At 60.7% G+C, this 23,665-nt stretch carries 19 protein-coding genes and 4 pseudogenes; 10 read left to right on the top strand and 13 right to left on the bottom strand.

From position 1 onward, the window contains the following. Nucleotides 1-4 precede the first annotated feature (4 nt). A pseudogene (locus tag NATGR_RS20660) lies at nucleotides 5-115 on the top strand (ferredoxin); the annotation flags it as partial. Nucleotides 116-438: 323 nt separating this feature from the next. On the opposite strand, the gene NATGR_RS13290 reads toward NATGR_RS20660, so the two are convergent. Then, nucleotides 439-1,767, bottom strand: coding sequence for an IS4 family transposase (locus NATGR_RS13290; RefSeq protein WP_049887804.1), 1,329 nt, complete (start codon nucleotides 1,765-1,767; stop codon nucleotides 439-441). A gap of 563 nt (nucleotides 1,768-2,330) precedes the next feature. Between NATGR_RS13290 and NATGR_RS13285 the strand changes: the two genes are divergently transcribed. Then, nucleotides 2,331-2,561 carry a signaling protein gene (locus NATGR_RS13285; RefSeq protein WP_231990894.1) on the top strand — a complete coding sequence of 77 codons (231 nt, stop codon included), beginning with the start codon at nucleotides 2,331-2,333 and terminating at the stop codon, nucleotides 2,559-2,561. A gap of 186 nt (nucleotides 2,562-2,747) precedes the next feature. On the opposite strand, the pseudogene NATGR_RS19515 reads toward NATGR_RS13285, so the two are convergent. After that, nucleotides 2,748-2,903: pseudogene (locus NATGR_RS19515) on the bottom strand (IS5/IS1182 family transposase); the annotation flags it as partial. Between the two features lie 83 nt (nucleotides 2,904-2,986). Here NATGR_RS19515 and NATGR_RS13280 point away from each other — a divergent pair. After that, nucleotides 2,987-3,871, top strand: coding sequence for an IS1595-like element ISNagr10 family transposase (locus tag NATGR_RS13280; RefSeq protein WP_015233176.1), 885 nt, complete (start codon nucleotides 2,987-2,989; stop codon nucleotides 3,869-3,871). Nucleotides 3,872-3,957: 86 nt separating this feature from the next. Here the strand turns inward: NATGR_RS13280 and NATGR_RS18985 are convergent. Beyond that, nucleotides 3,958-4,469, bottom strand: a pseudogene (locus NATGR_RS18985) (IS5/IS1182 family transposase); the annotation flags it as partial. A gap of 76 nt (nucleotides 4,470-4,545) precedes the next feature. Here NATGR_RS18985 and NATGR_RS19510 point away from each other — a divergent pair. Beyond that, a pseudogene (locus NATGR_RS19510) lies at nucleotides 4,546-4,629 on the top strand (IS6 family transposase); the annotation flags it as partial. A 144-nt stretch (nucleotides 4,630-4,773) separates the two neighbouring features. Further along, on the top strand, nucleotides 4,774-6,084 hold the full coding sequence (locus NATGR_RS13275) for an RNB domain-containing ribonuclease (RefSeq protein ID WP_005580524.1): 1,311 nt from the start codon (nucleotides 4,774-4,776) through the stop codon (nucleotides 6,082-6,084). Nucleotides 6,085-6,263: 179 nt separating this feature from the next. Here the strand turns inward: NATGR_RS13275 and NATGR_RS13270 are convergent, their stop codons facing one another. The 3 genes from NATGR_RS13270 to kdgK1 form a co-directional block, all read right to left on the bottom strand. Further along, the gene (locus tag NATGR_RS13270) at nucleotides 6,264-6,767 is read right to left on the bottom strand and encodes a hypothetical protein (RefSeq protein ID WP_005580523.1); all 504 of its coding nucleotides are present in this window, start codon (nucleotides 6,765-6,767) and stop codon (nucleotides 6,264-6,266) included. Nucleotides 6,768-6,816: 49 nt separating this feature from the next. Further along, complete coding sequence (locus NATGR_RS13265; RefSeq protein WP_005580522.1) at nucleotides 6,817-7,374, bottom strand: GNAT family N-acetyltransferase; 558 nt, start codon at nucleotides 7,372-7,374, stop codon at nucleotides 6,817-6,819. Nucleotides 7,375-7,454: 80 nt separating this feature from the next. Further along, nucleotides 7,455-8,414, bottom strand: coding sequence for a bifunctional 2-dehydro-3-deoxygluconokinase/2-dehydro-3-deoxygalactonokinase (gene kdgK1 / locus NATGR_RS13260; protein ID WP_005580521.1), 960 nt, complete (start codon nucleotides 8,412-8,414; stop codon nucleotides 7,455-7,457). A gap of 100 nt (nucleotides 8,415-8,514) precedes the next feature. Between kdgK1 and NATGR_RS13255 the strand changes: the two genes are divergently transcribed. Beyond that, nucleotides 8,515-8,991 carry a hypothetical protein gene (locus NATGR_RS13255; RefSeq protein ID WP_139222436.1) on the top strand — a complete coding sequence of 159 codons (477 nt, stop codon included), beginning with the start codon at nucleotides 8,515-8,517 and terminating at the stop codon, nucleotides 8,989-8,991. A gap of 56 nt (nucleotides 8,992-9,047) precedes the next feature. On the opposite strand, the gene rtcA is transcribed toward NATGR_RS13255, so the two are convergent. Both rtcA and mutL read right to left on the bottom strand, forming a co-directional pair. Continuing rightward, nucleotides 9,048-10,115: an RNA 3'-terminal phosphate cyclase gene (gene rtcA / locus NATGR_RS13250; RefSeq protein ID WP_005580519.1), complete on the bottom strand. Its 1,068-nt coding sequence runs from the start codon at nucleotides 10,113-10,115 to the stop codon at nucleotides 9,048-9,050. A gap of 63 nt (nucleotides 10,116-10,178) precedes the next feature. Continuing rightward, nucleotides 10,179-12,338, bottom strand: coding sequence for a DNA mismatch repair endonuclease MutL (gene mutL, locus NATGR_RS13245; RefSeq protein WP_005580517.1), 2,160 nt, complete (start codon nucleotides 12,336-12,338; stop codon nucleotides 10,179-10,181). A gap of 524 nt (nucleotides 12,339-12,862) precedes the next feature. Between mutL and NATGR_RS13240 the strand changes: the two genes are divergently transcribed. After that, on the top strand, nucleotides 12,863-13,171 hold the full coding sequence (locus tag NATGR_RS13240) for a hypothetical protein (RefSeq protein ID WP_005580516.1): 309 nt from the start codon (nucleotides 12,863-12,865) through the stop codon (nucleotides 13,169-13,171). Nucleotides 13,172-13,605: 434 nt separating this feature from the next. Here the strand turns inward: NATGR_RS13240 and NATGR_RS13235 are convergent, their stop codons facing one another. Next, the gene (locus NATGR_RS13235) at nucleotides 13,606-14,496 is read right to left on the bottom strand and encodes a dihydrodipicolinate synthase family protein (RefSeq protein WP_005580514.1); all 891 of its coding nucleotides are present in this window, start codon (nucleotides 14,494-14,496) and stop codon (nucleotides 13,606-13,608) included. 105 nt (nucleotides 14,497-14,601) lie between these two features. Between NATGR_RS13235 and NATGR_RS13230 the strand changes: the two genes are divergently transcribed. After that, nucleotides 14,602-15,471: a M48 family metalloprotease gene (locus NATGR_RS13230; RefSeq protein ID WP_005580512.1), complete on the top strand. Its 870-nt coding sequence runs from the start codon at nucleotides 14,602-14,604 to the stop codon at nucleotides 15,469-15,471. An 88-nt stretch (nucleotides 15,472-15,559) separates the two neighbouring features. Next, a complete protein-coding gene (locus NATGR_RS13225) occupies nucleotides 15,560-15,799 on the top strand; it encodes a hypothetical protein (protein WP_231990887.1) in 240 nt (79 codons plus the stop codon). A gap of 982 nt (nucleotides 15,800-16,781) precedes the next feature. On the opposite strand, the gene NATGR_RS18980 is transcribed toward NATGR_RS13225, so the two are convergent. Further along, nucleotides 16,782-17,803, bottom strand: a protein-coding gene (locus tag NATGR_RS18980) for an IS630-like element ISNagr2 family transposase (RefSeq protein WP_155897284.1) whose coding sequence is annotated in 2 segments (ribosomal slippage) — nucleotides 16,782-17,299 and nucleotides 17,299-17,803 — 1,023 coding nt in all. Because the reading frame shifts where the segments join, the coding sequence is not laid out codon by codon here. Nucleotides 17,804-17,905: 102 nt separating this feature from the next. Between NATGR_RS18980 and NATGR_RS13210 the strand changes: the two genes are divergently transcribed. Then, entirely contained in the window at nucleotides 17,906-19,009 is a 1,104-nt protein-coding gene (locus NATGR_RS13210) for an IS630-like element ISNagr8 family transposase (protein WP_015233689.1), read from the top strand. A 114-nt stretch (nucleotides 19,010-19,123) separates the two neighbouring features. On the opposite strand, the gene NATGR_RS13205 is transcribed toward NATGR_RS13210, so the two are convergent. The 3 genes from NATGR_RS13205 to NATGR_RS13195 form a co-directional block, all read right to left on the bottom strand. Continuing rightward, nucleotides 19,124-20,008, bottom strand: a complete 885-nt coding sequence (locus tag NATGR_RS13205) for an IS1595-like element ISNagr6 family transposase (RefSeq protein ID WP_049887803.1) — start codon at nucleotides 20,006-20,008, stop codon at nucleotides 19,124-19,126. 160 nt (nucleotides 20,009-20,168) lie between these two features. After that, a complete protein-coding gene (locus NATGR_RS13200; protein ID WP_005580508.1) occupies nucleotides 20,169-21,887 on the bottom strand; it encodes a tRNA uridine(34) 5-carboxymethylaminomethyl modification radical SAM/GNAT enzyme Elp3 in 1,719 nt (572 codons plus the stop codon). 63 nt (nucleotides 21,888-21,950) lie between these two features. After that, nucleotides 21,951-23,258, bottom strand: a complete 1,308-nt coding sequence (locus NATGR_RS13195; RefSeq protein ID WP_005580507.1) for a methyl-accepting chemotaxis protein — start codon at nucleotides 23,256-23,258, stop codon at nucleotides 21,951-21,953. Between the last annotated feature and the right edge of the window lie 407 nt (nucleotides 23,259-23,665).

Here is a 23,665-nt window from a genome sequence, read left to right as displayed (position 1 = left end):
AGGAGGTCACCCGCGACTGTCCTGCTGTCTCGAGGTGGACCGACCGATGACCGTCAGGCTCCTCGAAAAACACGTCTGGGGCCAGGTGCTCCCCCACCGATCCGACTCAGGGTGACCGCTCGAAGACGGTATCCGACTCGTCAGCCTGGCTCGCCCACCGCTTCACGGGCGTAGTGTGTTATCGAACGGTCCACACGTCTGATTCACCACGACTCTCCATCCGTTCTAGCTTAGTGACCGACTGAGACGAAGATCACGCCGAAATTACGTCGAGTCTGACCACAATCACACCGAGATCACTGCTGTTCCGGCAGACCAGCTACTGTTCGACCATCTCTCCCGTCGAAGGCGGCGCACTCGCGGTCGTGAGTGCGCCGCCGTTCCAAAGCCGTCGCTGATCAGGCCGGGCGATCCAGACCGTCTCGTCAGGCGAGTTTTCTACCAGAACTCGCCTGACTCTACCTGTTCACGTAACCTCGGACGATGTGGATTTGGATCTCGTGACGACCACAGCAACAACGAATCAAGATCCGGTAGTTCGTACCCCAGATCAAGCATCAGGTACAACTGGATCAGGTGCGCGTGCCGTTCGACGGCGTGTGAACAGCGTCGTCGAGGGAGCCGCGTCGACGACGCCGCGGCGTCGTCGGCGCGGTCTCGCTGGGTTGCGTCCAGTTTCTGGAGTTCGTCGACGATAACCCGGCTCATCAACAGCGAGAGTGCTGCCATGATGATCAGCGCCTCGATGATGTAAGCGTCGGTCGTGTTGATCTCGTCCAAATCGAACCGTGATTTAAGTTCTTTGAACAGCAGTTCGATCTCCCAGCGCGCCCGATAGAGCTGTGCGATATCGGGCGCGCGGTAGTCGTCTCTGTCCAGATTCGTCAGGTACAGATGATACTCGCTGCTGTCGTCGTTGCGAACGCCGACTAATCGGAAGGTTCGGGTCGCGCTGGCGCCCGACCCTCGTTTGCGGTCGAACGAGAGCGTGATCTGTACGTCGATTTCCTGTCGCTGCAGGTCGTCGAGGACGGCCTGCAGCGACTGGCCTTCTAGCGGAATGCTGTTGCCGCGCCACGTACGGAGTTCCTCGACAATCTCGAAGTCTGCATTTTCCTTGACGCGAGAGACGAACCAGCCGCCATTGGCGTCAATGCGGTCGAACAGCCAGAAATCGTAGTAGCCGAGATCGAACAGGATGAGGGCGCCAGCTACCCACTCACCGGTGGGTAGCTGGCTCCGTTCGTGGGTGGTTGCGTCGGTTGTCTGGAATCGTGTCGGAAGCCCCGTCGAGAGCGATTCGGTGAGGTGAAGTTTCGCCCCGGCTCGGTCGTCATCGAGTGCATAGACGTCTCTGGCGTCTTGGTAGAGCGAGATGACCGTAGCATCGACGATGAGGACGTCTCGAAATCGTTTGAGACGTCCGGTAAGCTCGGTTTGGCCCGTATCGAGATTCTCGATGGCGTCATCGAGAATCTCTCGAAGGAGTGCAACGAATCCCGGTTTGAACCAGCCGTGAAACGTTGCATACGAGAGTTCGTCACAGTCAGCCATCTCGACGTAGCGTTCGAGAAACGCCTGAATGGATCGATCAGATCCGGCAGCGAAGCCGAGTGAAAGCGTGTAAAACAGGCCGACGACGTCGAGTTTCCGCTCTCGCTGGATGAGATTCGTTGCGCGAGCACGCTCGCGCAACTCATCAGATGGAAACGCTCTTTGAATTCGATTCACAACTACTGAATCCGGTGGTTTGTACACACTTCCCACCGGATTCTCACATTCCTAGTTACTGACAATTCTAGCTTGGCGTTTCTGGATACCCCGATCTGCTAAACTAGAACGGATGCACGACTCTCCCCCAACCGGTGCAGAACTCGAAGTCACTGTCTGACTCACGGGCGCGCACTTCTTCCCGGGTATGAGACTCGACAACGCATTTAACTGACGGTTCTGGAGATGGGGAATATGGGTCGGTACCGTTTGCACCAGCACGTAGAGTGTGTTTCCGGACTCGTACGTGCTACTGCTCCATGGGGATTCTACGGTTTCTGTACTGATTTACCGGTGCAACCGCAAGGCGGGGCGTGGTTGCATCGCCAATGTCTTACAGCAATCCGTATCAGTAATTATTATACCTGTTCGGCCGCGAGAGCGAGTGTTTCCCACGAGAGAACAGGTCGTATCGTCGACCGGCAAATATCCCACCCTGCCGTACGGGAAGCCGCGCCCTTCAGGGTGCGGAGGATGTCACATGCTTGAATGTTCACCGGTCTACAAAATATGTTACACCACCAATACGATTTAAGTAGATGTTTGGCGTCGCTCATTGTATGGGCGTGGAACCAATTCAGAAGCGAACGTCCGAAGCGGTAGGGTTCAAATCACTATTAGGCACTGGGGAAGCCGATTGGGGTGGAATAATTGCCCTCCTTTTCACGATAGGATTTTTGGCGATATTGTTTCTTGTTGCCGTCGGAATAACAGAACTCACTTCTCCACTGACGGAGTTCCTGACACTCATATTTGGATTTATCGCTGGCAGATACACAGAAACCAACTAACACGACTAATGTCAACAACTTCGGGGTCGAGCCCCGTGGCATCCGCTCCGATTACTCTGTGAAGAGCAGGGAAATGAAGCAGAATAACCGTAGGGGTGGTCCTGTTGAATCGCTGTAAGGCGGTGGATTTCACTGTTTGACTGCACGTTTGATGTTGGAGACGATACACATCAGCGCGATTTTATGTCACTCTTGATACCAGCTACGCGCCCGCACGGCGTAGTCGAACGAGCACTTGACTGCGGAGTTGACGGTTTCGTTCATTGAGTCCTGAGCGTATCGATCTTCGTCAATTCGGGCGTTGTGCGCGTGATCCTACGGAACGAAGATTCGGTGTTCGCTCTTCGGAAGCAGATTGTTGGTCGAACAGAGCTGGCGCTGTGAAAGCGTAGCGGGCAAGGGTGATGCGTCAGCATCACCCGACTATGTTCCCAGTTGAAGTGTTTCGCTCAGAGGCGAGCGCCGCGAACCTGCTGGAGCAGGTTCGCTGGCGCGAGGGCCTCCAGTGCCCGCGCTGCCAGTCTGAATCGGTGATCAAGTACGGCAGCTATCGAGAGTATCAGCGGTATCGCTGTAAAAATTGTGGACGCACGTTCAACGACAAGACCGGCACGATCTTCGCGCACGCGAAGATCGGCCTTGACAAGCTGTTGTTCGCGTTCTACTCGTTGCTCCGATTCAACACGAGTATCCGCCAGTTAGACGCTGAAATTGACGTCTCCTACCGATCGCTTCACCGGCGCGTCGAGCGTTTCGCCAGAACGCTCGACGCGCCTCAGCTCGATCTCGTTGGCCCCGTCGAGATCGATGAGTTCTACGTTTCTGCCGGAAAGAAAGGCCGCGAGCGCGACCAGGAGTCGCGCTCGCGTGGTCTCTCGAAACGTGGCAGAGGAAACTACGACGAAGACAAGCCACCTGTGTTTGTCCTCGTTGATCGCGGTAGCGATCAGCGATACGTCATCCCGTCGAAATCCGCCGACGAATCGGCTGTGCGACTCCTCCTCGATTCCCACGAGGAGGAGTCGCTGACAGTCTATACCGACGGCTTTCGTGCCTACGACCCGTTAGAGACGGACGAAACGTACCAGCGAGAAGCGGTTATTCACGGCGAGGGAGAGTACGTTGATGGAGATGTACACGTGAATACGTGCGAGAGCCACGCGTCGCTGGCGCGACGGTGGCTCTCGCCGCATCGAGGTATCTCGAAGGACAAACTCACCACGTATCTCAGACTCTTCGAATTTCGTCGGAAAATCCTACGCAAACCCGGTCGAAAAGCCCTGAAAGACATCGTTCGAACTGTTCTCTGACTCACCAACAATGTCCTTCACAAGAGCGTTCGGTGTTTGACCAACGGGCGAATGCCAAGTTCACGGAGTCGTTCGCGGAGTTGTTACTTGTCATAGTCCTTATCAGCGGCCAAAGACTGCAGATCGCCCGCGTTCCGGCGGACTATCTGCTCACAGCGATCTGTGTCATTGCCTTCTAACGTTGTGGAGCAGTGAAGGCCGAGGACAGCTCGCGTTGCTGTCTCGACGAGTTTTGTGACTTTGAGCGTCTGACCACAATAACTTGTTCGGTGGCAGTAGTGGCGGCTGGCACGCTCTCGTTCAGAGAACGCTGGGTCGATTGCAGCGTGTTCAGAGGAGCCGAACTGCGCCGACTGGCACAGCAGCACTCGGCAGACGCTCATCTCGATCCGGTCAAACGCCTTACACAGCGTGGAGGGTGCAGAGAGATCGGCCACCCGAGAGGACGTATCGAGGTAAATCCGGAGACATGCAGCGAAACGAGGGCATAAGCGGCGAATCCGCCGTCACCCTTCGGGGTGGCGGGTCTGTCTCGTTTACTCGTAATTGTTTGAGCAATCGAAACACATCGTTCGGTGAAGCGGGAGATTTGAGTCATAGGCAACCGAAGTCTCCAGTTTCAACTCCTTTGATTTACTGAGCTTCCTCGACGCAATCTAGCGATTCAACGCAGCCGACGCTTCAGACACCACGACAACTATGAGCGACCGAATCAAGCGCTCGATGGCCGAACGCCAGCCGGGGAGGTGCGAAACTAGACAGTGCCAATTTCATTGACATGGGCAGCCCTGATAGTATTTTACAAAGGTGTAATATTTTCCGACTCAAGTTTCAACTGTTAGTTGTCGGGTCGAAGCATCTCTGTAGCAAACGCTAACTGTGTGCCCTGTTGTATCTCAAGCATGAGCGACGACACAGATACAGACGCCCAGGCCGAAGCCGGCACGGCGGAAGGCCAGGGCTCCGTCGAGATCTCCGAGGACCTCGCGCGTCACCTCGAGAACAAACGCGAGGAACTGTTCGAGAAGTTCGAGATTCCTGACGGCTTCCCGCCGGAGGTACTCGAGGAGGCCGAAGAACGAACCGAAGGCGTCCAAGCCGAGATTCGGGAGGAGGTCGACGAGCGTGAGGACCTCCGCGATCTGACGACGTGGACGACGGACCCGATCGACGCTCAGGACTTCGACGACGCGCTCTCGATCGAAGAACGCGACGACGAGTACGTGCTCTGGGTCCACATCGCCGACGTGACTCACTACGTCAATCCCGACACCGCGATGTGGCGGTCGGCCGTCGAGCGCAGTAATACCGTCTACCTGCCGGGGTACACGATCCACATGCTGCCGCCGGTGCTCGCCGAGACGGTCTGTTCGCTGGTCCCCAACGAGGACCGCCTGGCCCACACCGTCGAGATGCACCTCGACAAGGAGAACCTGGGCTACGAGAGCATCGACATCTACAAGTCGGTTATCCGCTCCGACGAGCGACTCACCTACTCGCAGGCCGAGAACCGACTGGACGACCCCGACGCGCCCCTCCACGAGGAGAACAAACTCGTCCACAAACTCGCCGACCGGATGCACGAACAGCGAAAGGAGGACGGCTCGCTCGTGCTCAACCCCGCCCGCGACCGTGCCCACACCATCATCGAGGAGTGCATGCTGAAGGCGAACAAAGCCGTCACGCACACGCTGATGTGGGACCGCGGCGTCGAGGCGATGTACCGCGTCCACCCACAGCCGAGTCCGGACGAGTGGTCCGAAGCCCTCCAGGAGATTCAGGACTTAGACGGCGTCTCCATCCCCGGCAGCACCTGGGACGATCCCCGGAAGGCAGTCAACGCGACCCTCGAGGAGGCCCCTGGCCGCCAACTCGACAAGATCCAGTGGGCCGTCATGAAGGTGATGCCCCGTGCGAAGTATATGAACGATCCGTTCGGCGGCCACCACGCGCTGAACTTCGAAATCTACGGCCACTTCACCAGCCCCATTCGCCGCCTCTCGGACCTGATCAACCACTGGATCGTCTACCAGAACGACGTCCCCGAGAACCTCGTGGAACTGTGTGACCGCGCGAGCGACAAGCAGAAAGACGCCGAGCAGTGCGAACGCGAGTACAAAGGGTTCCTCGAGGAAGTCGGGCTCGATCCGATGGCGGTCAACAACCGCGGCATCGAAGTCGTGGACGACGACGAGGCCGAGAAGACGCTATAGCACTTGAAAGACAGGTTTGGTTTTTCGAACCAGAGTATACCAGCCCTTGTACGTACAACTGCTGGCTTGTTATCTACAGCACAACCAGTAGATCACTCAGACGGTCTGTTGTCAGTCAGTTCCGGTGCGACCGCGAGCCATCCTGCGGTCGCGTCGGTACATCGGGACAGCATTCCGTATCAGTGTTCGCGGAGAACGGTTGGGACCGACCAGATAGCCCACGCGCTGTCGCTCTCGAAGCAGACGGAGATCGAATTAAACGTGAGCCCCTCGGCTTCGGCGTCGTGACGTACGTAGGCGTAGTCGTCGAACCCGTACTCGTCCTGAACTGCTTCGAGTACAGTTCTCTCTTCTTCGACGTGTTCGTCGACGGAGACCTCGTCGGCGTCTTCGTGCATGTGTCGGACGCCCGTTTCGACATCAACGACTTCCGTTTCGTCAATTGTGAGCCCCTCCGCACTCAGAACGGGATCGCTCTCATCGTCGAGGTAGTACTCGCCGTCTGGGTGTGCGTGCTTGTTCGCCCGCTCCCGATCGTTCTCTTGCAGCGCTAGGAAATACTGTTCAACTGCGCCAGTGGCGGAGGTCGATTCCTTGTTACTCCCTTCACTTGCTTGGAGACAACCTGCTATCGTAGCTACGAACGCAACTCCAATACCGATCAACGTTCTGCGCCGATTCATATTCACTACTTATTCTCGAGAAATGTTAACTCTCTTCCATATTTCTCTCTTACAGTCGTTTCTCGTACACGTACTCCTCGAGTCCGTCGCCCAAGTCAGTCTCCCGCGTCGTGACACGCTGGAAGCCCGCCGATTCGTAGAACGAGACGCCGACGTCGTTGCCGGCGAGCACGGCGAGTCGAAAGCGCTCGAAGGCGTCGATCTCGTCCTCGAGGTGCTCGAGGAGAGTCGTCCCGATCCCTTCCCCCCAGTGGTCGGGAGTAACGTAGATCCGCGCGAGGTAGCCGACCGTCCGGTCCTCGGGCCACGGGACGAGGTGAGCGAAGCCGAGACAGTCGTCCGCGTCGTCGACCCCCGTTGCCTTCGTCTCCTCGGGTCCGTCCGCTCGTCGTTCGACAGCCGTCACGACGAGGAAGAGCGCGTCGTCACGGCCGCTGGCGTCTGCGATCGCCGACTCGAGATCGCCGAGTGCGTACCAGTCGTCGACGATCCCGTCGACGCGACCCGGGCCGAGCAAGTCGTCGTAGGCGGCGTGCCAGCTCTCGCGTGCCGTCTCGTGGATCGCCCAGACGTCGTCGGTCGTCGCCTGCCGGACGTCTCGCGTCACGAACGATCGTAAGCGAGCGAGCGGCAAAAAGCGGCTGGACGCAGTCGCCGGGTTCGTGTGTTTTTCTCGAGCGGGTCGCCCTATCGGGACAGTGTCTCGCCGCCTTCGCGGACGACGGCCTCGATTTCGTCTTCCGTAACGAGCGCGATATCGCCCGGAATCGTCCGCTTCAGGGCCGCCGTAGCTGCGGCGTACTCGAGCGCGGTCGAGACGTCGTCGCCGTCGAGTCGACGAGCGATGAACGCGCCAGTGAAGGCGTCGCCGGTGCCGACCTTCGAGACGGTGTCGGTCTCGTAGGCGGGCTGTTCGTGGACGACGCCGTCGTGCCAGCCGACCGCACCCTCTGCGCCGCGGGTGACGACGACGGTGTCGAGGTCGTACTCGGAGCCGAGCCGGTGGGCGAGCTGTCGCGGGTCACCCTCGATGCCGAGGACGGTCCGGGCGTCGCGGGCGGCGATCACGAGCAGGTCGATTCCCGGGAACAGGTGGGTCATCGTCTCCTTGGCCTCCTCGGGCGACCAGAGCTTGCGCCGGTAGTTGAAGTCGACGGCGGTCGTCGTCCCGCCGGTCTGGGCCGCCTTGATCAGGCTCGCGGTCGTATCCCGCAGCGTCGACGAGAGCGCGGGCGTAATCCCCGTCGTGAAAAAGACCGACGCCGACTTGATCCGCTCGAGGTCGAGTTCGCGGGCTTTGGCCGTCGAAACAGCGGTGTTTTCCCGGTCGTAGATGACGTTCGCACCGCGGGGTTCGCCGGCCCGCTCGAGGTAGTACGTTCCCTGGCGGCCGCGGTGGCTCCAGACCACGTCGGTCTCGATTCCAGCCTTGCGGAGTTCGCCGACCGCCCGCCGGCCGAGCGGCGTCTCCGGCACTTTCGACAGCCAGGTCGCGGACAGTCCCAGCCGCTGGGCGGCGATCGCGACGTTGCTCTCCGCGCCGCCGGCACGCACCTCGAACTCGTCGGCCGATTCGATCCGTTCGTTCCCCGGTGGGGAGAGGCGAAGCATCGTCTCGCCGAAGGCGACGAGGTCGTCCTCACTCACGGTCCGATACCCTCCCGTTTGGCACGCGTCGCTGTCATATGTCGGTACACACCCGGGCGTAGTATAAGACCGTTGCTGAGTCTGAGGTGTCGTCGAAAGTGTGTCTACCTTTCCCCAACTCGAATTCCCCGAGGTAGAAATACTAAACTACCATCACAGAATAGTTGGATATATGAAAGTATCTCGGCGACGTGTCTTAGCTGTTGGTTCCTCGTCCCTTTTGCTCGCTGGGTGTCCAGACCTCGTTACTGACGGAGAGCTAGTAGAACTCGAGTTGGAACTCCAGAACCGTGCCGATACCGCACACATCTTCTCGTTTGCCATAGAGACGGCCGACGGGTTGAGCGAGTGGAACCAGCGAGACGTGGAACCGAACGACCGCGAAACAGTTTCTCTGTCTCTGCCTGGAGATGGGACAGAAGAACGGATACACGCGGTCGTGAACGACGAGGTCGGAGTGGGGGTGTTCCGCATGGAACGAACCGACGTCGAGAGAGACTACTGTGCCAAAATGATCGTCCGCTACACCGACTCGGAGATAGACGTTCTCACTCCCGAAGACCAGCCGGATTGTTGAGTCAACCGGACGAACGACGGCGGTGTCAAGGCGGACAGTTCATCGGCCGGATGTAACTATCGAATCGTCGACTCGAGTTCGACCGCCACGACTGCGGTTTCCGCGTTGCTGACGTCGCGCTCGAGCGTCGCTTCCACACCCATCTCCCCGAGCAACTCGAGACTGCTCTCGACGTGGTCGGTCACGGCCGGAATCCGGACCCGTCCGCCGGCAATCGCAAGGTAGACGAGCAACTGGTCGGCCATGTGCCGGTCGACGGGTGCCGTTCCCTCGCGGAACCGGTTCGCGGCGTCGGCGGCATCCTCGCCGACGCGCTCGGCTGGCTTCCCCCGTTCGCCGAGGGAACTGAAGCCTGCGATTCCCGTCCGTTTCGAACCCTCGAGTGCGTGCTCGACGCGGATCACGAGCACCGATCCCGACGACGGACTGTCCGCCGTCGTCTCCCGGCGCTCGAGGTCGCCGTCCCACTCGAGGCGCTCGACGCCCCCCTCGGCCTGTCGGTGGGCGACGTCCCGGTCGGCCAGCGACTCGGATTCCGTCGAGTAGAGTCGCACCGTCTCGAGGTCGCCGCGTGCTTCGAGTTCGATCGGGTCGATCGCCGAGGGCTCGAGATGGAGCGTCACCTCGCCGCCGCCGTCGGGGTAGAACCCGCGACGTTCGGGTTCGCAGGTAGCGTCGAGCCCGAACCCCCGGAGCAGCGGGAGTTTCACGTGCCGGAAGTAATCCAGCGGCGGCGACCACTTCACGTCCGTCCCACCGGTGACGGTGAGTTCGAGCGGCGACTCGAGGACGGTCGCGAGCGGCAGTACGGCGTCGAAAAGCAGCGTCACGCTGCCCGCAGTGCCGATGTCGACGGCGTACTGGCCGCCCTCGAGTCCGTTATCTAGTCCCGGATCGAACTCGATCGTCTCCGCGCCGAGTTCGACGCCCGTCGCGTCGGCATCACAGAGTTCGACCATCGTCTCGAGGACCGCGAGGTGCTGGTGGGCGAGACCGGGATCGGGCCGGTCGCCGCGGACGTTCTCGATACGGATCGGCTCGTTCTCGAGGACCGACAGCGCGAGTGCGGTCCGGACGAACTGCCCGCCGGCCTCGCTCCCGTCGAGTTCGTACGTCGGCGTCACGGCTGGTGGTAGGGACTCGAGTGCCGTATCGGTACCGCTCGAAAAGCGAGTTTGCGACGGGTGTCAGTCGCCGTGGCCCGGATAATCCCGCTCGAACCGTTCCTCGATCTCCCGTTCGTCGAACTGGACGATCACGGGCCTGCCGTGCGGACAGGCGTAGGGGTTCTCGCAGTCGTCCAGCGCCGCGAGCAGGTCGACGACCGACCCCTCCGTCAGCGAGGTGTTGCCCGTGACGGAGGGGTAGCAGGCCAGGTCGCCGAGGAACTCGTCGGCCAGCGCGTCGACCGTCTCCGCGCCCGCCTCGCGGTCGCCCTCGACGAACGACGTGAGGACGTCCCGCAGGTGTTCGGGCTCGAGCGTCTCTTCCAAGACTGCGGGAACGGTCGTCACCGCGACCGTTCGGTCGTCGACGCGGTTCGCGTAGAAGCCCAGCCGCTCGAGGGCCTCGCTGTACCCCGCGAATGCCTCGGCCTCGGCGGCGGTGAGCTCGAGTTCGACGGGTTCGGCCAGCGCCTGCGCCGGCGGATCGCTGGCGAACGCCTCCTGCAGGCGCTCGTAGTTGACCCGCTCGTCGGCAGCGTGCTGGTCGATAAGCGCGAGGCCGTCGGGCGTCTCGCAGACGATGTACGTGTCCCCGAACTGTCCGAGCACGCGCAGTGGTGGGAGCGAGTCGAAGTCGGTCTCCTCGCCCGTCGCGCGGTCGCCCTCGAGCGTGCGCTGTTCGGTGGGACCGTCGAACTTGCGTTCCGGATCGCGTTCGGGCTGGCTGGGTTCTGTCGGCTGTTCGTCGGCGTGGGGACTCGAGTCGGTTCGTGGGGCATCCGCGTCGGCCGGCTCGGTCGGCGGCTCCGGTTTCGCCGGGGCACTGTCGGCTTCGCTCGCGTCGATGGAGGACGCTGGGGTGGACTCGAGAGGTTCGCTCTCGGCCGATGCGGATCGTTCGGAGCGGTCCGAAGGCTGTGGGGGACTCGAGGGCGGGCTCGAGTCGACGCTGGAAGACGTCGATCCGTCTGCCGGCGGTTCGTCGCTGGCAGGAGATCGCTCGACCGTCTCGTCGCGCGCTGGAGATGCCGTCGCCGAGTCGTCTCCGCTCGAGCCGTCCCCACTCGAGCCCCCGATCTCGGACTGCGACGGCCCGCGGTCGGGAGCGACTCGCGCGTCGCCCGGGGCCGATCGGCCGCGGGGCGCTCGAGACCGCAACAGCCCGTGCTCGAGCAGTGCCGACTCGACGGCCGAGTCGACCTGCCGGCGGACTGCATCGTCGTCGTCGAACCGTACCTCTCGCTTGCGCGGGTGGACGTTGACGTCGACGGCCTCGCCCGGCACCTCGAGGAAGAGGGTGGCGAACGGGTAGCGGTCGCTGCCCAGCTGCGTGCCGTAGGCCCCCATGATCCCCTCGCGGATCGCGTCCGAGGTCACGGCGCGGTCGTTGACGTACGTCGCGAGGTACTCGCGACTCGAGCGGTTCGTCTCGGGGTGCGAGACCAGCCCCGAGATGGAGTCGACCGGTCCCGGCGGGAGGTCCTCCTCGTCCACCTCGACGGGGATCATCGCGGCGGCGACCTCGCGACCGTAGACCGAGAGGACGGCGGCCTGGAGGTCTCCCTGGCCCGTCGTGGAAAAGACTTCGCGGCCGTCGTGGACCAGCGAGACCGCCACGTCCGGATTCGCGAGTGCGTAGCGGGTGACGACGCGGTTGACGTGAGCGAACTCCGTCGCCGTCGTCTTCAGGAACTTCTGGCGGGCGGGCGTATTGTAGAACAGATCCTCGACCTCGACGACGGTCCCCTCGGGACAGCCCGCAGGCTCGACCGAGACGGCGTCGCCGCCCTCGTAGACGAGTTCCGTCCCCGCCTCGCTCCCGTCTCGAGGCCGCGACCGGATCGTCAGCCGCGAGACGGAGCCGATGGTATGCAAGGCTTCACCCCTGAAGCCGAGAGTTCTAACTCCTGCCTCGAGATCCTCGAGGCCCTCGATCTTGCTCGTCGTGTGCTGGCGCACCGCAACACGCAGGTCGCTCTCGGTCATCCCGTGGCCGTCATCTGCCACGCGGATCGACTCGGTGCCGCCCTCTTCGACGGCGACCTCGAGCCGTGAGGCGTCCGCGTCCAGGCTGTTCTCGACGAGTTCCTTCACCGCACTCGCGGGCCGCTCGACGACCTCGCCGGCGGCGATGCGGGCGACGGTGTCCTCGTCTAGCTCGTGGATGTCTGTGTCGGTCATCGTTGGCTGAATTTGCTCCGCAGGTGCGCGTCGACTCCCCCGAACCCGGTCGACGCGACTCGAGTCGCGTTCACTGTTCGCCTAGGACGGGCGGATCGGCAAAGTCCTTGCGTGTCCGCGTCTCGTCTGGAGTGAAATCACGACTCTGGTGGTCCAGCGGGCTTCCGACAGGCTTCGTGTCTGCTCGAGAACACTCGCTCGTGTCCTGCTATCGTGGTCGTCCGTTTCCTGTACGCCTCGCTCGTGTCCTGCTATCGTGGCAACGATGAGTTGCTACGCCCTCCCCAGCCGACTCGTTCGTCGCTTCGCTTCCTCACTCGTCCACCGGGAGACGCAAGCGTCTCCCGAGCCTTCGCTCGTTCCACTCACGAAGACCACGCAGATTAGCGAGGCGTCCCCGTGATTACTCGGACACCTCACCTGTGCGCCAGTGAGCCCGTCCTGTCAATGGCTCTGCTGAAATCCTCTGCAGCTAACAAGAATTGCCCGCTGAATTCAGAGGATGTTTAGTACGACAGGTCCGTATGCTGGAGGCTATCCTGGGACCCCGCCGAAGAAGAATTAATAGCATAGATCCTCTTAACATTCCAATGAATAATTCCAGGCTAAGTATCGCGCTCGGAGGAATTGGCCTTCTATTGGTCGGGATTGCGATGTATCTCCAGCAGAATCTAATCGCAGCAGGCTTTTGTATGGTATTAGCCGTGTTTACCGCCCTACAACTGGTTTCAAAATCAGTAGATGAGTGGCTGAACGAGGTGAGTGAGAACATTCTAATCGTAATTTCAATTCTCGCACTCGCATCAGCTATTGTGATTTTAGAGTATTCTTAGGTAGATTTGGTAAATGATGCGTGTGTAGTGGATGACCACGGACAGCGTTTTGGCGCGCGCGGAGGCGCGGTGAACGACGAGTGAACCGCGTCTCGATTCTGCGCGAGGGCGAGTGAGGAAGCGAAGCGACGAACGAGTCGGATGGGGGGCTCGAGGTGCTGGACGGGCGGGACTGAAAGGGGCCGGGCCGGTCGGGGAGGCTGGTGGCCGGTAGCACCGCAGGCGAGCGACGCGAGCCGAGGAGCGCACGCCGCCAGCCGACTCGAGCGGTCCGGGGGCTTTCGAGGTAGAGGAAAATCTATTCGCTGGAGTCGTTTTCACAGAACTCCGAACGACAGACTCGAGCGATCCAGAGACTTTCGAGATGGTCGGGACGTTTGCTCCGAACGTCCTTTCCGGACTCGAGTTCCAGTTTGTTCCCGAGAACTGACTACCTAACTCTCGAGCAACGCGTCGACGCCTTCTGCCACACCTGCCTGCCCGTCCTCCGGCACCGGAACGAGCGGCGGCCGAACGGCATCGCTCGGAACGATGCCACGATACTCGAGCGCGGTCTTCGTCGCCGGTGCGAACCCGTGCTCCGCACAGGCACCAAACAATGGCTCGATGGCGTCCTGCAGTTCGATCCCGCGCTCGCCCTCGAAGGACTCGTACAACTCGGTATATGCTGCGGGCGCGACGTTCGATCCCGCGTTTAGTCCGCCGTCGGCACCCATCCGGAGCGCGGGGGTGAGCAGTGCGTCGTACCCCTGGAGGACGACGAACTCCTTGGGCATCCGGCGGATCACCGACAGCGTGTACCCGAGGTCGCCGCTCGAGTCCTTGATCCCGATCACGTTTTCGTGATCGGCGACGGCCTCGAGCGCTTCGAGAGCGATCGAGCCGCCGGTACACGGCGGGATGTTGTACAGCAGGACGGGCAGCGGCGACCGGTCGGCCACCCGCTCGAAGAACCGTCGGTTCCCGTCGGGTGCGTTGGGGCCGTGGAAGTACGGCTCCGTGACGACCGCGACGTCGGCACCGATTTCGGCGGCGTGTTCGGCGTAGTCGACCGCCTCCTCGACGGTCGTCGCGGCCGCGCCAGCGAGTACGGCCACCTCGCCCTCCGCACGGTCGACGACGACCTCGTGGACGCGCCGGCGCTCCTCGGGCGTCAGGCTGGCGAACTCGCCGGTCGTCCCGCAGGGAAAGAGGCCGTCGATGCCGTTCTCGAGGAGGTGATCGACGAGGTCCTCGAGTGCCGATTCGTCGATTTCGCCGCCGTCGGAATCGAACGGGGTGACGAGGGGCGTTGTGATTCCTTGCAGGTCGTGCTCGAGTGTCATGGGTCGATGTCTCTCCCTCGGAAGGAACCGTCTTCGCTCGAGGGACTCGAGAACGTATCGAAAACGACCAGTTACCTATTTGACCGTACTCGCACAAGGTCGCGTATGGACTGGTCTCCCGATCGCCGTCTCCAAGGCCGGATGTTCCTGGCGCTTACGCTCACCGTCGTCGGTTACGGCGTCCTCCTCTCGTTGCTGTTCTCGCTGCTTCCAACGGCACTCGCGCTGTTTACCTGCGTCGCCCTCGCTGCCGTCATGATCGGCAGCGTCTACTGGGCCGACTACGTCGCCTACTGGGCGACGGGCGCGGTCGCCATCGACCGCGAGCAGTACCCGCTCGTCTACGATCTCACCGACCGCCTCGCACAGCAGGCCGACGTCCCACGACCGCCGGTTGCCGTGATCCCCGCCGACGAACCGAACGCGCTCTCCGCGGGCACGGGCAACCGAACCGTGATCTGCGTGACCACCGGCCTCCTGCAAACGCTCGAGGAAGACGAACTCGAGGCAGTCCTCGCTCACGAACTCGCCCACCTCAAGAACAGCGACTCGAGCGTGATGACCGTCGCCGCGTTCCCGACGGTCGTCTCCGTAGTCACCCTTTCGGCTGCCAGCCGAGCGATTACTCCTGTGTCGTTCCTCCTGGGGTTCCCGTTCTGGATCGCCACGTACCTGCTGTTCGTCGGCCTCCCTGTCTACGTCGCCAGCCTCCCCGGAACGCTCGTGCTCTCGCGGTACCGCGAGTACGCCGCCGACCGTGGTGCCGTCGCGATCACGGGCAAGCCCTTCGCCCTCGCCAGCGCGCTCGCGACCATCCACGGCGAATCGACGCCGCCGGACGACGACCTCCGATCGGTCGCCGGCTTCAACGCGTTCTGTATCGTCCCGACATCGTCGATGCTGCCGTTCACAACACATCCACCGACTCACAAGCGAATCCAGCGATTGCAAACGACGTTCACCAAAAGCGAGTGACTAACTCCCGGAACGTCGCTGCTGAAGCGTGCTCGAGTACACTTCGTTGAGAGCGCTCGAGTTTGCCTACAGAACGCGTATTCGCAGTGTGACTCCCGATCACGTCCTCGTGATCGCCGGCTGTGCCACCGGGATCGATGCCTTGCCGACAGTTGTCACGACCGCTGTAAGCCATCGCGTCTACGACGGCGTGATTGGCTTCGCCGTCTTCACGGCCGATGCGACGATCGACGTCTGCCGAGAGCTAACCCCTCGAGACACGGCGACGGTGACGTTCGTCGCTGGTTTCGCGCTGATGCTGGTCGTGGATACGGTGCTCGCGGTCTGAGACGTGGACGCTTTTGGCCACCGTGGCCGGATGGAGGGAGTGGAAGCTACGAGTATTCATGATAGGGAGTGCGAGACGAAAACCCGCGGCTTTAGCTGTGGATAGCTCGATACCCATTCGAGAGAAGCGGAGGTCCGTATTCTGCCGGACAGAACGACGTGACGATCGGTCGCTCTGCTGGGGCCGCACCGGTGGGGACGGCTGCGAACCCGCGGCCGACTTCGTATTTACGGTGATCGGGTACTGGTACTTGCCCAGCGGCGAATCAGGAGGAATCCGGATCGGGACGCGGACCTCGGCGCTCCAGCGCGCGAACCGCCAGTACCAGATCGGTAGAGACGACTCGGCAGGTGACGACGGACTGGGGTCGACCCCGGCGTCGCCTACCTCGAGAACTGCGTGTGCTTCGTCCGGTAACTCCTCGACCCCCGAGTCCTCGAACCGATCGTGCCTCGATAGAGAGCGTCGCTTCTTCGCCCGGCGAGAGCGTCGGTTCGTCGCTGGTCACTTCCGAGGACGAACCCGTCCGAGACAACGCGGTAGGGGCGCCACAGTACCGATAGCCAGTCCGAGGAGGGACCGACGCTTTATGGACGTGCTTCTCTTCCGACGTATAAATTCGTTGTCCGGAGTAGGTGAATCGCCGCCGGTCGTCTCGAATCCCGCGGAAACCCGAAGAAAGGCGAACGGCCAGTGAGGGCTATCTTCTTCCAAGGAGAGAATCCCGCCGTTTACGACGGGCGTGAATCCGACACCGCCGACACAGACCACGTTCAGCAGCTATACGGATATTTAAGTCGAATCGTCTCGTAGTATGACGTACACCGAGGCGGCATGACCGCCCACCTAATCGGACAATATCGGGACTCCGAGGCCCAGAACGTTCGAAACACACTCTCGAACCGCTGTGGTGTCTCGGTCAAGATAACTCCGAGTCCCCTGCCGGGATAGGAGTAACGGCGGTGTGGCCCCGTCCTCATACTCAAGGACATAAGTACGTAAAGACATTCGGCGGTTCGATGTCGTCAAGCGCGGTCAGTGCAGCCTCTTGAAGTTCATCCAGTGTGTTGAACAAGCGGTTGCCGAGTGCTTGATTGAGTCGTCGCCAGCACTCTTCCACGGGGTTCAGCTCTGGTGAACCCCGTGGAAGGTAACACAGTTCGATCGGAGTTCCTTCGGCGAATGCCTGCACCTTGTTCGCCGTAAAATAGGAGGCATTATCTAAGACAACGCAGATTTTCTCGCCGAACTCGGTTTGGAGAGCGTCGAGCAACCGGATTGTGGTGTCGCTGTTGAAATTCTCCTCACACAGGAGAAAGAACGTCTCGCCGCTATTGCTGACTGCCCCGAGGAGTTTGATGCTGTCCCACGCGCCCGTCACCGGGAGTGACGGGCGCTCCCCTTCTGGAAACCACGCGTAGATCAGCGTCGAGAGAACCTGTCGCGTCTGATCGATGGTCAGGATCGTGTATTCATCGTCCAAGTTGTCGCGCTTTTTTTGAACCCTTCTTTCCAGGCCTCTTGGGCTCGTTCGTCGGACTTGTGGAACTCCGGCCGGGCTGTCTTCCAGGACAGCCCGGCCTCGGACATCAGTCGTCGGACGTGACGTTCGCAGTACTCAACACCGAATTCTTCGGAGAGATAGTGACGCGCTAGTGAAACAGACCACGCGGGCGCGTCGTATCCAACGTCTTCGGGAGACTCGTGAAGTACCTCAACAAACTGCTCGTGCTCGTCGTCAGAGAGTTCGGATGGTCTGCCCTCTCGTGGTTTGTCGTAGACGACCTCCTCGAACGGCTCGTCGGCGAGCCGTTCGAGTCGATTGAACCATTTCGAGGCCCAACTGCTGGAAAATCCATAGAGTGCGGCGGCTTCTGCTTGCGTTAGATCTTCTATCTCTTTGTAGGTGATCGCGGCCATGAGCCGCTTTGTTGCATCGGCATCATCGACCTCCGCCAAGATCTGGCGGAGGTCTTCGACAGAGACGTTCTCCAACGTCGCCATACTATTCCCCCGCATCTAGAGATACATGAAGTTTTATCCATCAGTATCAGAAATCGTAATGAGTGACAGAAGTTTTGGGCGTGGGCTAAGACGAACGGGGTAATGGGAGGAGACCGGCGGGGCGAGCTCGTTCGTCATCTGAGCGAGGAGGAGTTGGATCGTCTGCTGGACGAAGCAGACGATCCAAAGGTCGTCAAGCGGCTCACCTTTGTCAAACGTCTCTACAAGGGTGCAACGTACGAAGAAGCAGCCGACGACGTTGGGAAATCTGCGTCGACTGGAAGTCGCTGGGCACGTCGATGGAACGATGGCGGGCTGGGTCAGTTGACACCGAACTTCGGGGGCGGAAGGCCCCCGAAGCTCGGTGACGAGGAACAAGAGTGTCTTCTAGAACTTCTCCGGGAGGGACAGCCCTGGAAAGCACAGGAAGTTCACCAGCTCTTGGACGAAGAGTTCGATGTTGAGTACCATCCGGATTATCTCGGTCGATTCCTCCGGAATCTCGGACTGTCTTACGCTAAACCACGTCCAAAACGTCCCTCACGGCCAGAAAATGCAGATGAAATCCTCGAAGAACGCGTCGCAGACGCGTTCGACGAGGAAACAGAGACAGCACATAACAAGCGTCCCGAGGATGAGGACGAAGGCTGGGTTCTCGACGACGATATCTGTACAGATGGAGGAACTGTCGTCGGTTTTTGTGACGCTTCTCATCCGCAACCATACGACAATTCGCATCGACTGTGGTACGTCGATGATCCGACACTCGAACGACCGCTGGTGAAGCTTGACGAACCAGCGGTCGGGTGCTATACGCTCAACGGCGAAAGTGTCCTGACCTTTCCTGAAGATCAATCGAAAGAGAACATCTGTGCCCCATTGGAGGAGGTCCGCGAGCAGAATCCGGGAACGCGGATTCTGCTCGTCTTGGACAACTTCTCGTCTCACATCTGTGAGCACACGCGCAAGCGCGCACATCAACTCGGTATCGATCTCGTCTTTCTTCCGGTCGGTTCACCGCATCTCAATCCAATCGAGCAGGTCTGGAAAGTGCTCAAACGGAATGCTTCACCAATCGTCGTGGCGAGCGAGAGCGCGTTCCGCACTCTCGCTCGCCGCCTCTTCAACACCCTCACCGATCGACTTGGATTCGCCAAGTCTTGGATCGACCAGTTCCTCAGTCCATATTTGCAAAAGTTATCTTGATCATTATGATTTCTGATGGACTGCACGAGAACGCCGTTCTCGTGAACGCCATCGGCCCGTCATACCGACGAGTCGTAAACCAGCAACGCTCTTGTGGCGGAGATTGTTGGTGACTCATAGCGCAGTTTTGAGGATGGTTTTCAGCGCTTCTTTTCCCGGTTTTCGATACACGCGGCGACGGAGCTGGAAGGCTCGGAGATACGGCGTGAGCTTGTCCTTGGAGACGCCTCGATGGGGCGAGAGCCAGGATCGCGCCAGCGATCCGTGGCTCTCGCAGGTATTGACGTGAACGTCTCCATCGGCGTATTCGCCGTCGCCGTGGACGACGTATTCGCGGTCGAATGCGTCGTCCTCATCAAGCGGTTCGTACGCTCGAAAGCCGTCGGTATAGACCGTGAGCCACTCCTCTTTACGGTCAGCAAGGAGGAGTCGAATCGTCGATTCATCAGCGGCTTTCGCTGGGATCACGTAGCGGTCGCCAGTGCCGCGATCAGCCAGAATGAACACGGGTAGCTTGTCCTGTTCGTACGATCCTCTTCCGCGCGTGGATAGGCCACGCGAGCGCGACGGACGGTCGCGCTCGCGGCCTTTGAGTCCGGCTTTCACGTACAGTTCGTCAATCTCGACTGGTCCTTCGAGTTGTGGCTGAGGCGCGTCCAGCGCTCGCAGGAAGCGCTGGACGCGCCGGTACACTGTTTTGTAGGAGACATCAATCTCTACGTCTAACTGCCGAAGACTGGTGTTGAAGCGGATGTAGGTGTAGACGGCGAGAAACCACTTCCTGAGTTCGACCGCTGAGTGTTCAAAGACGGTGCCGGTCTGATCGGTGAACGTGCGGTCGCAATTCTTACAGCGATATCGCTGAAACACCCGATAGCTGCCGTACCGAATCGCGGATTCGGCACGGCAGCGTGGGCAATAGACGCCGTCACGCCAGCGAACCTGTCGGAGCAGGTTCGCGGCGCGACGCTCCGAGACGAACGTCTTGAGTGGAATCATGCTTTCGTCGGGTGGCGCGAACGCGCCACCCTTGCCCGCCACGACTTTCAGCTACTGCTGCGGGCTGACCAACAATCCTCTACCCATGAGCGACCAGCAAATATCCCAACCCAGCGGTACGGTGCCGTGGGAAGCCTCGCCGCTCACGGCGAGGAGGAGGTCACCGGAGCCGTTTGCTCACGTACGGCCCATCCTGGTAGTACCCCAACTTCTCGCGGTAGTACTCTCGAGCGCCGATGCCCGAAATCACGCTCACCTTGTCGTAGCCGGCGTCGGCGGCGAGTTCCTCGGCTTGGTTCATCAGGCGACGGCCATAGCCCTGGTGCTGGTGCTGGTCGCCGTCACCCTCGTCGCCCATCGCGACCTCCGAGCCGTAGACGTGCAGTTCCCGGACGAGTGCGGCGTTCTCGAGTTCCGGCCGGACCGGGTCTGCGTCGGACTCGTCCGACGAGGATCGCCTCGCTTTGCTCGCCTCACCACTCGGGAACCGCAGCCGACAGAACCCGACCAGGAGGTCCTTCTCGAAGTCCTCGAACGAGATGAAGTGTTCCGTCCCGCCACAGGCCTCGTACTCCATGACGTCGAGTTCGATATTCTCGGGCTCCTCGTCGTTCATGCCGACCTCACGACAGCGGATGCAGTCACACGACCAGCCGTGTTCGTCCATCCGCTTTCGGGCGAGTTGTCGGAGGTTCGACTTCCAGACGCCGGCATCGATAAAGTCCGCGGGAATGTCCCGCTGAACGCGCTGAAGTCGCGTGTAGCGAGGAATCATCTCCTTGATCTCGGCGATCAGTTCGGCGGCCTCCTCGTTGCCCAGCGGTTCGAACTCGCCTTTGTGCCACCAGTCGTAGGTCGCAGTGCCACGGACGATCAGCGTCGGATAGATCTTCAGGTAGTCGGGTTTCCACTGCTCTTGCTCGAACAGTCGGCGGAAGTCCTCGAGACACATTTCCTTGCTCATTCCCGGCTGGCCGGGCATCATGTGGAAGCCGACCTTGAACGCCGCGTCTCGCAGTCGCTGGTTGGCGTCGATCGATTCTGCGACGCCGTGACCCCGATGCATCTCGCGGTTGATCCGCTCGTAGGTCGTCTGGACACCGACCTCAACTTTCGTCCCGCCCAGGTCAAGCATCCGGTCGACCTGCTCCGGATCGCACCAGTCGGGCTTGGTCTCGAACGTCGTCCCGATATTTCGAATGTCGCCGCGTTCGTTCTCCGCGATGACGTCCTCTAGGTACGTCCACTCGTACTCCTCGGGGTCCTGGGCGAAGCTGACGCCCTCGGCTGGTTCCGGCTCCTTGTCGACATCGAAGTCGTTCATCGCCTCGAGGGCGCGCTTGACGAACCACTCCTGGTAGTCGTGAGAGCGGGCAGTCATCGTCCCACCCATCAGGATGAGCTCGACCTTGTCCACGGGGTGCCCGATCTCTCGGAGTTGCTCGAGTCGCAACCGAACCTGCCCGTAGGGGTCGTAGTCGTTCTGGACGCCACGGGCCGCTGCGGGTTCCTCGCCAGTGTAGCTCTGCGAGGAGGAAAACTCAGAGTCCGGGCCACCAGGACAGTAGAGACACTTCCCGTGTGGACACCGCTCGGGTGAAGTCATAATCGCGACCGGCGAGACTCCCGACGCGGTGCGGACCGGTTTGCGCTGGAGCACCGACTCTAAGTCCTCGCGGTGCTCTTTGGGCGCGTAATCCAGCAGTTCGGAGTTTTTCGGCACCTTGGGGGCCGAATGTTCCGAACAGGCCTCGAGTTTGGCCGTCTCGACCTCGTCGCGTTCGATCTCGCCCGCGAGGATCCGTTCGACGAGCGTCTCACAGACCTGCTGGAACGCTTCGGTTTCCGTCGGATCGGAATCGGGCGTCTCGGTACTCACTACACGGATTTGATGGCGCGGCGCGAATAAGCGTGTCGGACTCGTCGGCTCTGTTCGCGTTCGTTACCTGCTCGTCAAGTTGTGGATGCGCTCCTCGATCTCGTGGACACGCGAGACCTGTTTCTCGTTCGCGTCCGCAACCGATTCGATCTCGTCGGCGATCGTCTCCGATTCCTCGACGAGTTCGTCGATCATGCTCGCGACCTCCTCGGTACTCGCGGCCTGGTCGTCGGTCGCGTTCGAGACGTCTCTGACCCCTTCGGTAGCCTCCTGAACTGCATCCGTGATATCCTGGAGCCGTTCCATCGCGTCAGTCACCTGTTCGATCCCGCGATCGACCTGTTCGGTCGTCTCCTCCAGACTCTCGACGGTGTCTGCAGTGTCTTCTTTAATGTCCTCGACCATCCGCTCAATCTCGCCGGCGTGAGACTGTGACTCCTCGGCCAGCGACTTGACCTCGTCGGCGACGACGGCAAACCCATCGCCCTCGCTGCCGGCGTGTGCGGCCTCTATCGAGGCGTTGAGCGCGAGCAGGTTCGTCTGATCTGCGATGTCGTTTATCACCTCGACAATCTCGTCGATCTCGTCGATCCGGTTCTCGAGTTGTTCGACATCGCTGACGACACCCTGTGCGGAGTCGTCGACCTGCTCGATGACATCGATCGCTTCGGTCGCGGCCTCTTGGCCCTCTTCCGAGAGCGATTCAGCCCGTTCGCTGGTCGCTGCGACCTCTTCTGCAGTCGAAGCGATCTCTTCGACGGACGCCGACATGCCCGCTACCTCGCTTGCAACTTCGTCCATCGACGCGACCTGCTCGGTCACGAGATCGGTTATCTGTCCGGTGCTCGTGGCAATCTCGTCGGATGTCGCACTGACTTCCTGGACTGCGGCCTGGACGTCTTCCTCGATAGCCTGCTGGCGCTCGAGTCGGTCGACGTAGTTCGTGACATCGGTGACGAGCACGTCGAGCAGTTCCTGTTCCTCGGTGAGCCACGGGCCATCGTCTTCGTCGGGACGCTCCTCCGTGTAGGCGACCGTCATCGAGACCGCCGTCCCGTTGTCGGTCCTCGCTCCAGCCGTCAGTGCGTGCGATGTCCGCTTGAACCCCCCTGAATCGGCGACGTGATCACCGACCTCGATCCGGGCCTCGGCCACGGACGGATACTGGAACCACTGTGGCAACTCACGTGCGTACGTGTCGACGAGGTCCGTCATCGGTCGATCGACCTCGTCGAACAGTTCGTTCGCACGTTTGACCGCAGTTAATTCGTTAGTCCGCTTCTGGAGCAGTACCTTAGCTTCCCGCTCGTTCAATTGCCTAAATTCGTCCTCGAGATCGACGTGTTTCGATATCCGGTCGGGTTGGGACATTCGCTACTCAACTATAGAAACGCATCACTCATTTTTCGTTCGGCCATCCAGCACGAGTCGACCTGTGACAGTCTCCTGGCGACACACGTCACTGGTCCGGAAGCCGAGAGCGGCGATCACCGCGACACCCCCCCCCCTCTGTGCCGCGAACAGAGTAAACTCGAAGGTCCCCCGTGAGCAATAACTCGACGGCAGCGAGGGGACCCACGGCACCACCGCATCTGGTTGGGGCAATTATACGCTGCACAGGCGCAATACCACGACGAAGGCCGTGGAGACGCGCCGTCACTTAGGGAAACAGACCACTATTCAACTGGCTACCTCGAGTTTCCCACAGTGACGTTTAGCTGATAGGCAAACGTACAATGGTGTCGGAATATTCGTCTTTAGCTAAGCGAAAAACCACG

This window comes from Natronobacterium gregoryi SP2 (genome assembly GCF_000230715.2).
In the GTDB taxonomy this organism is placed as follows: Archaea; Halobacteriota; Halobacteria; order Halobacteriales; family Natrialbaceae; genus Natronobacterium; species Natronobacterium gregoryi.
This window is presented reverse-complemented; position numbering and strand designations above follow the sequence as displayed.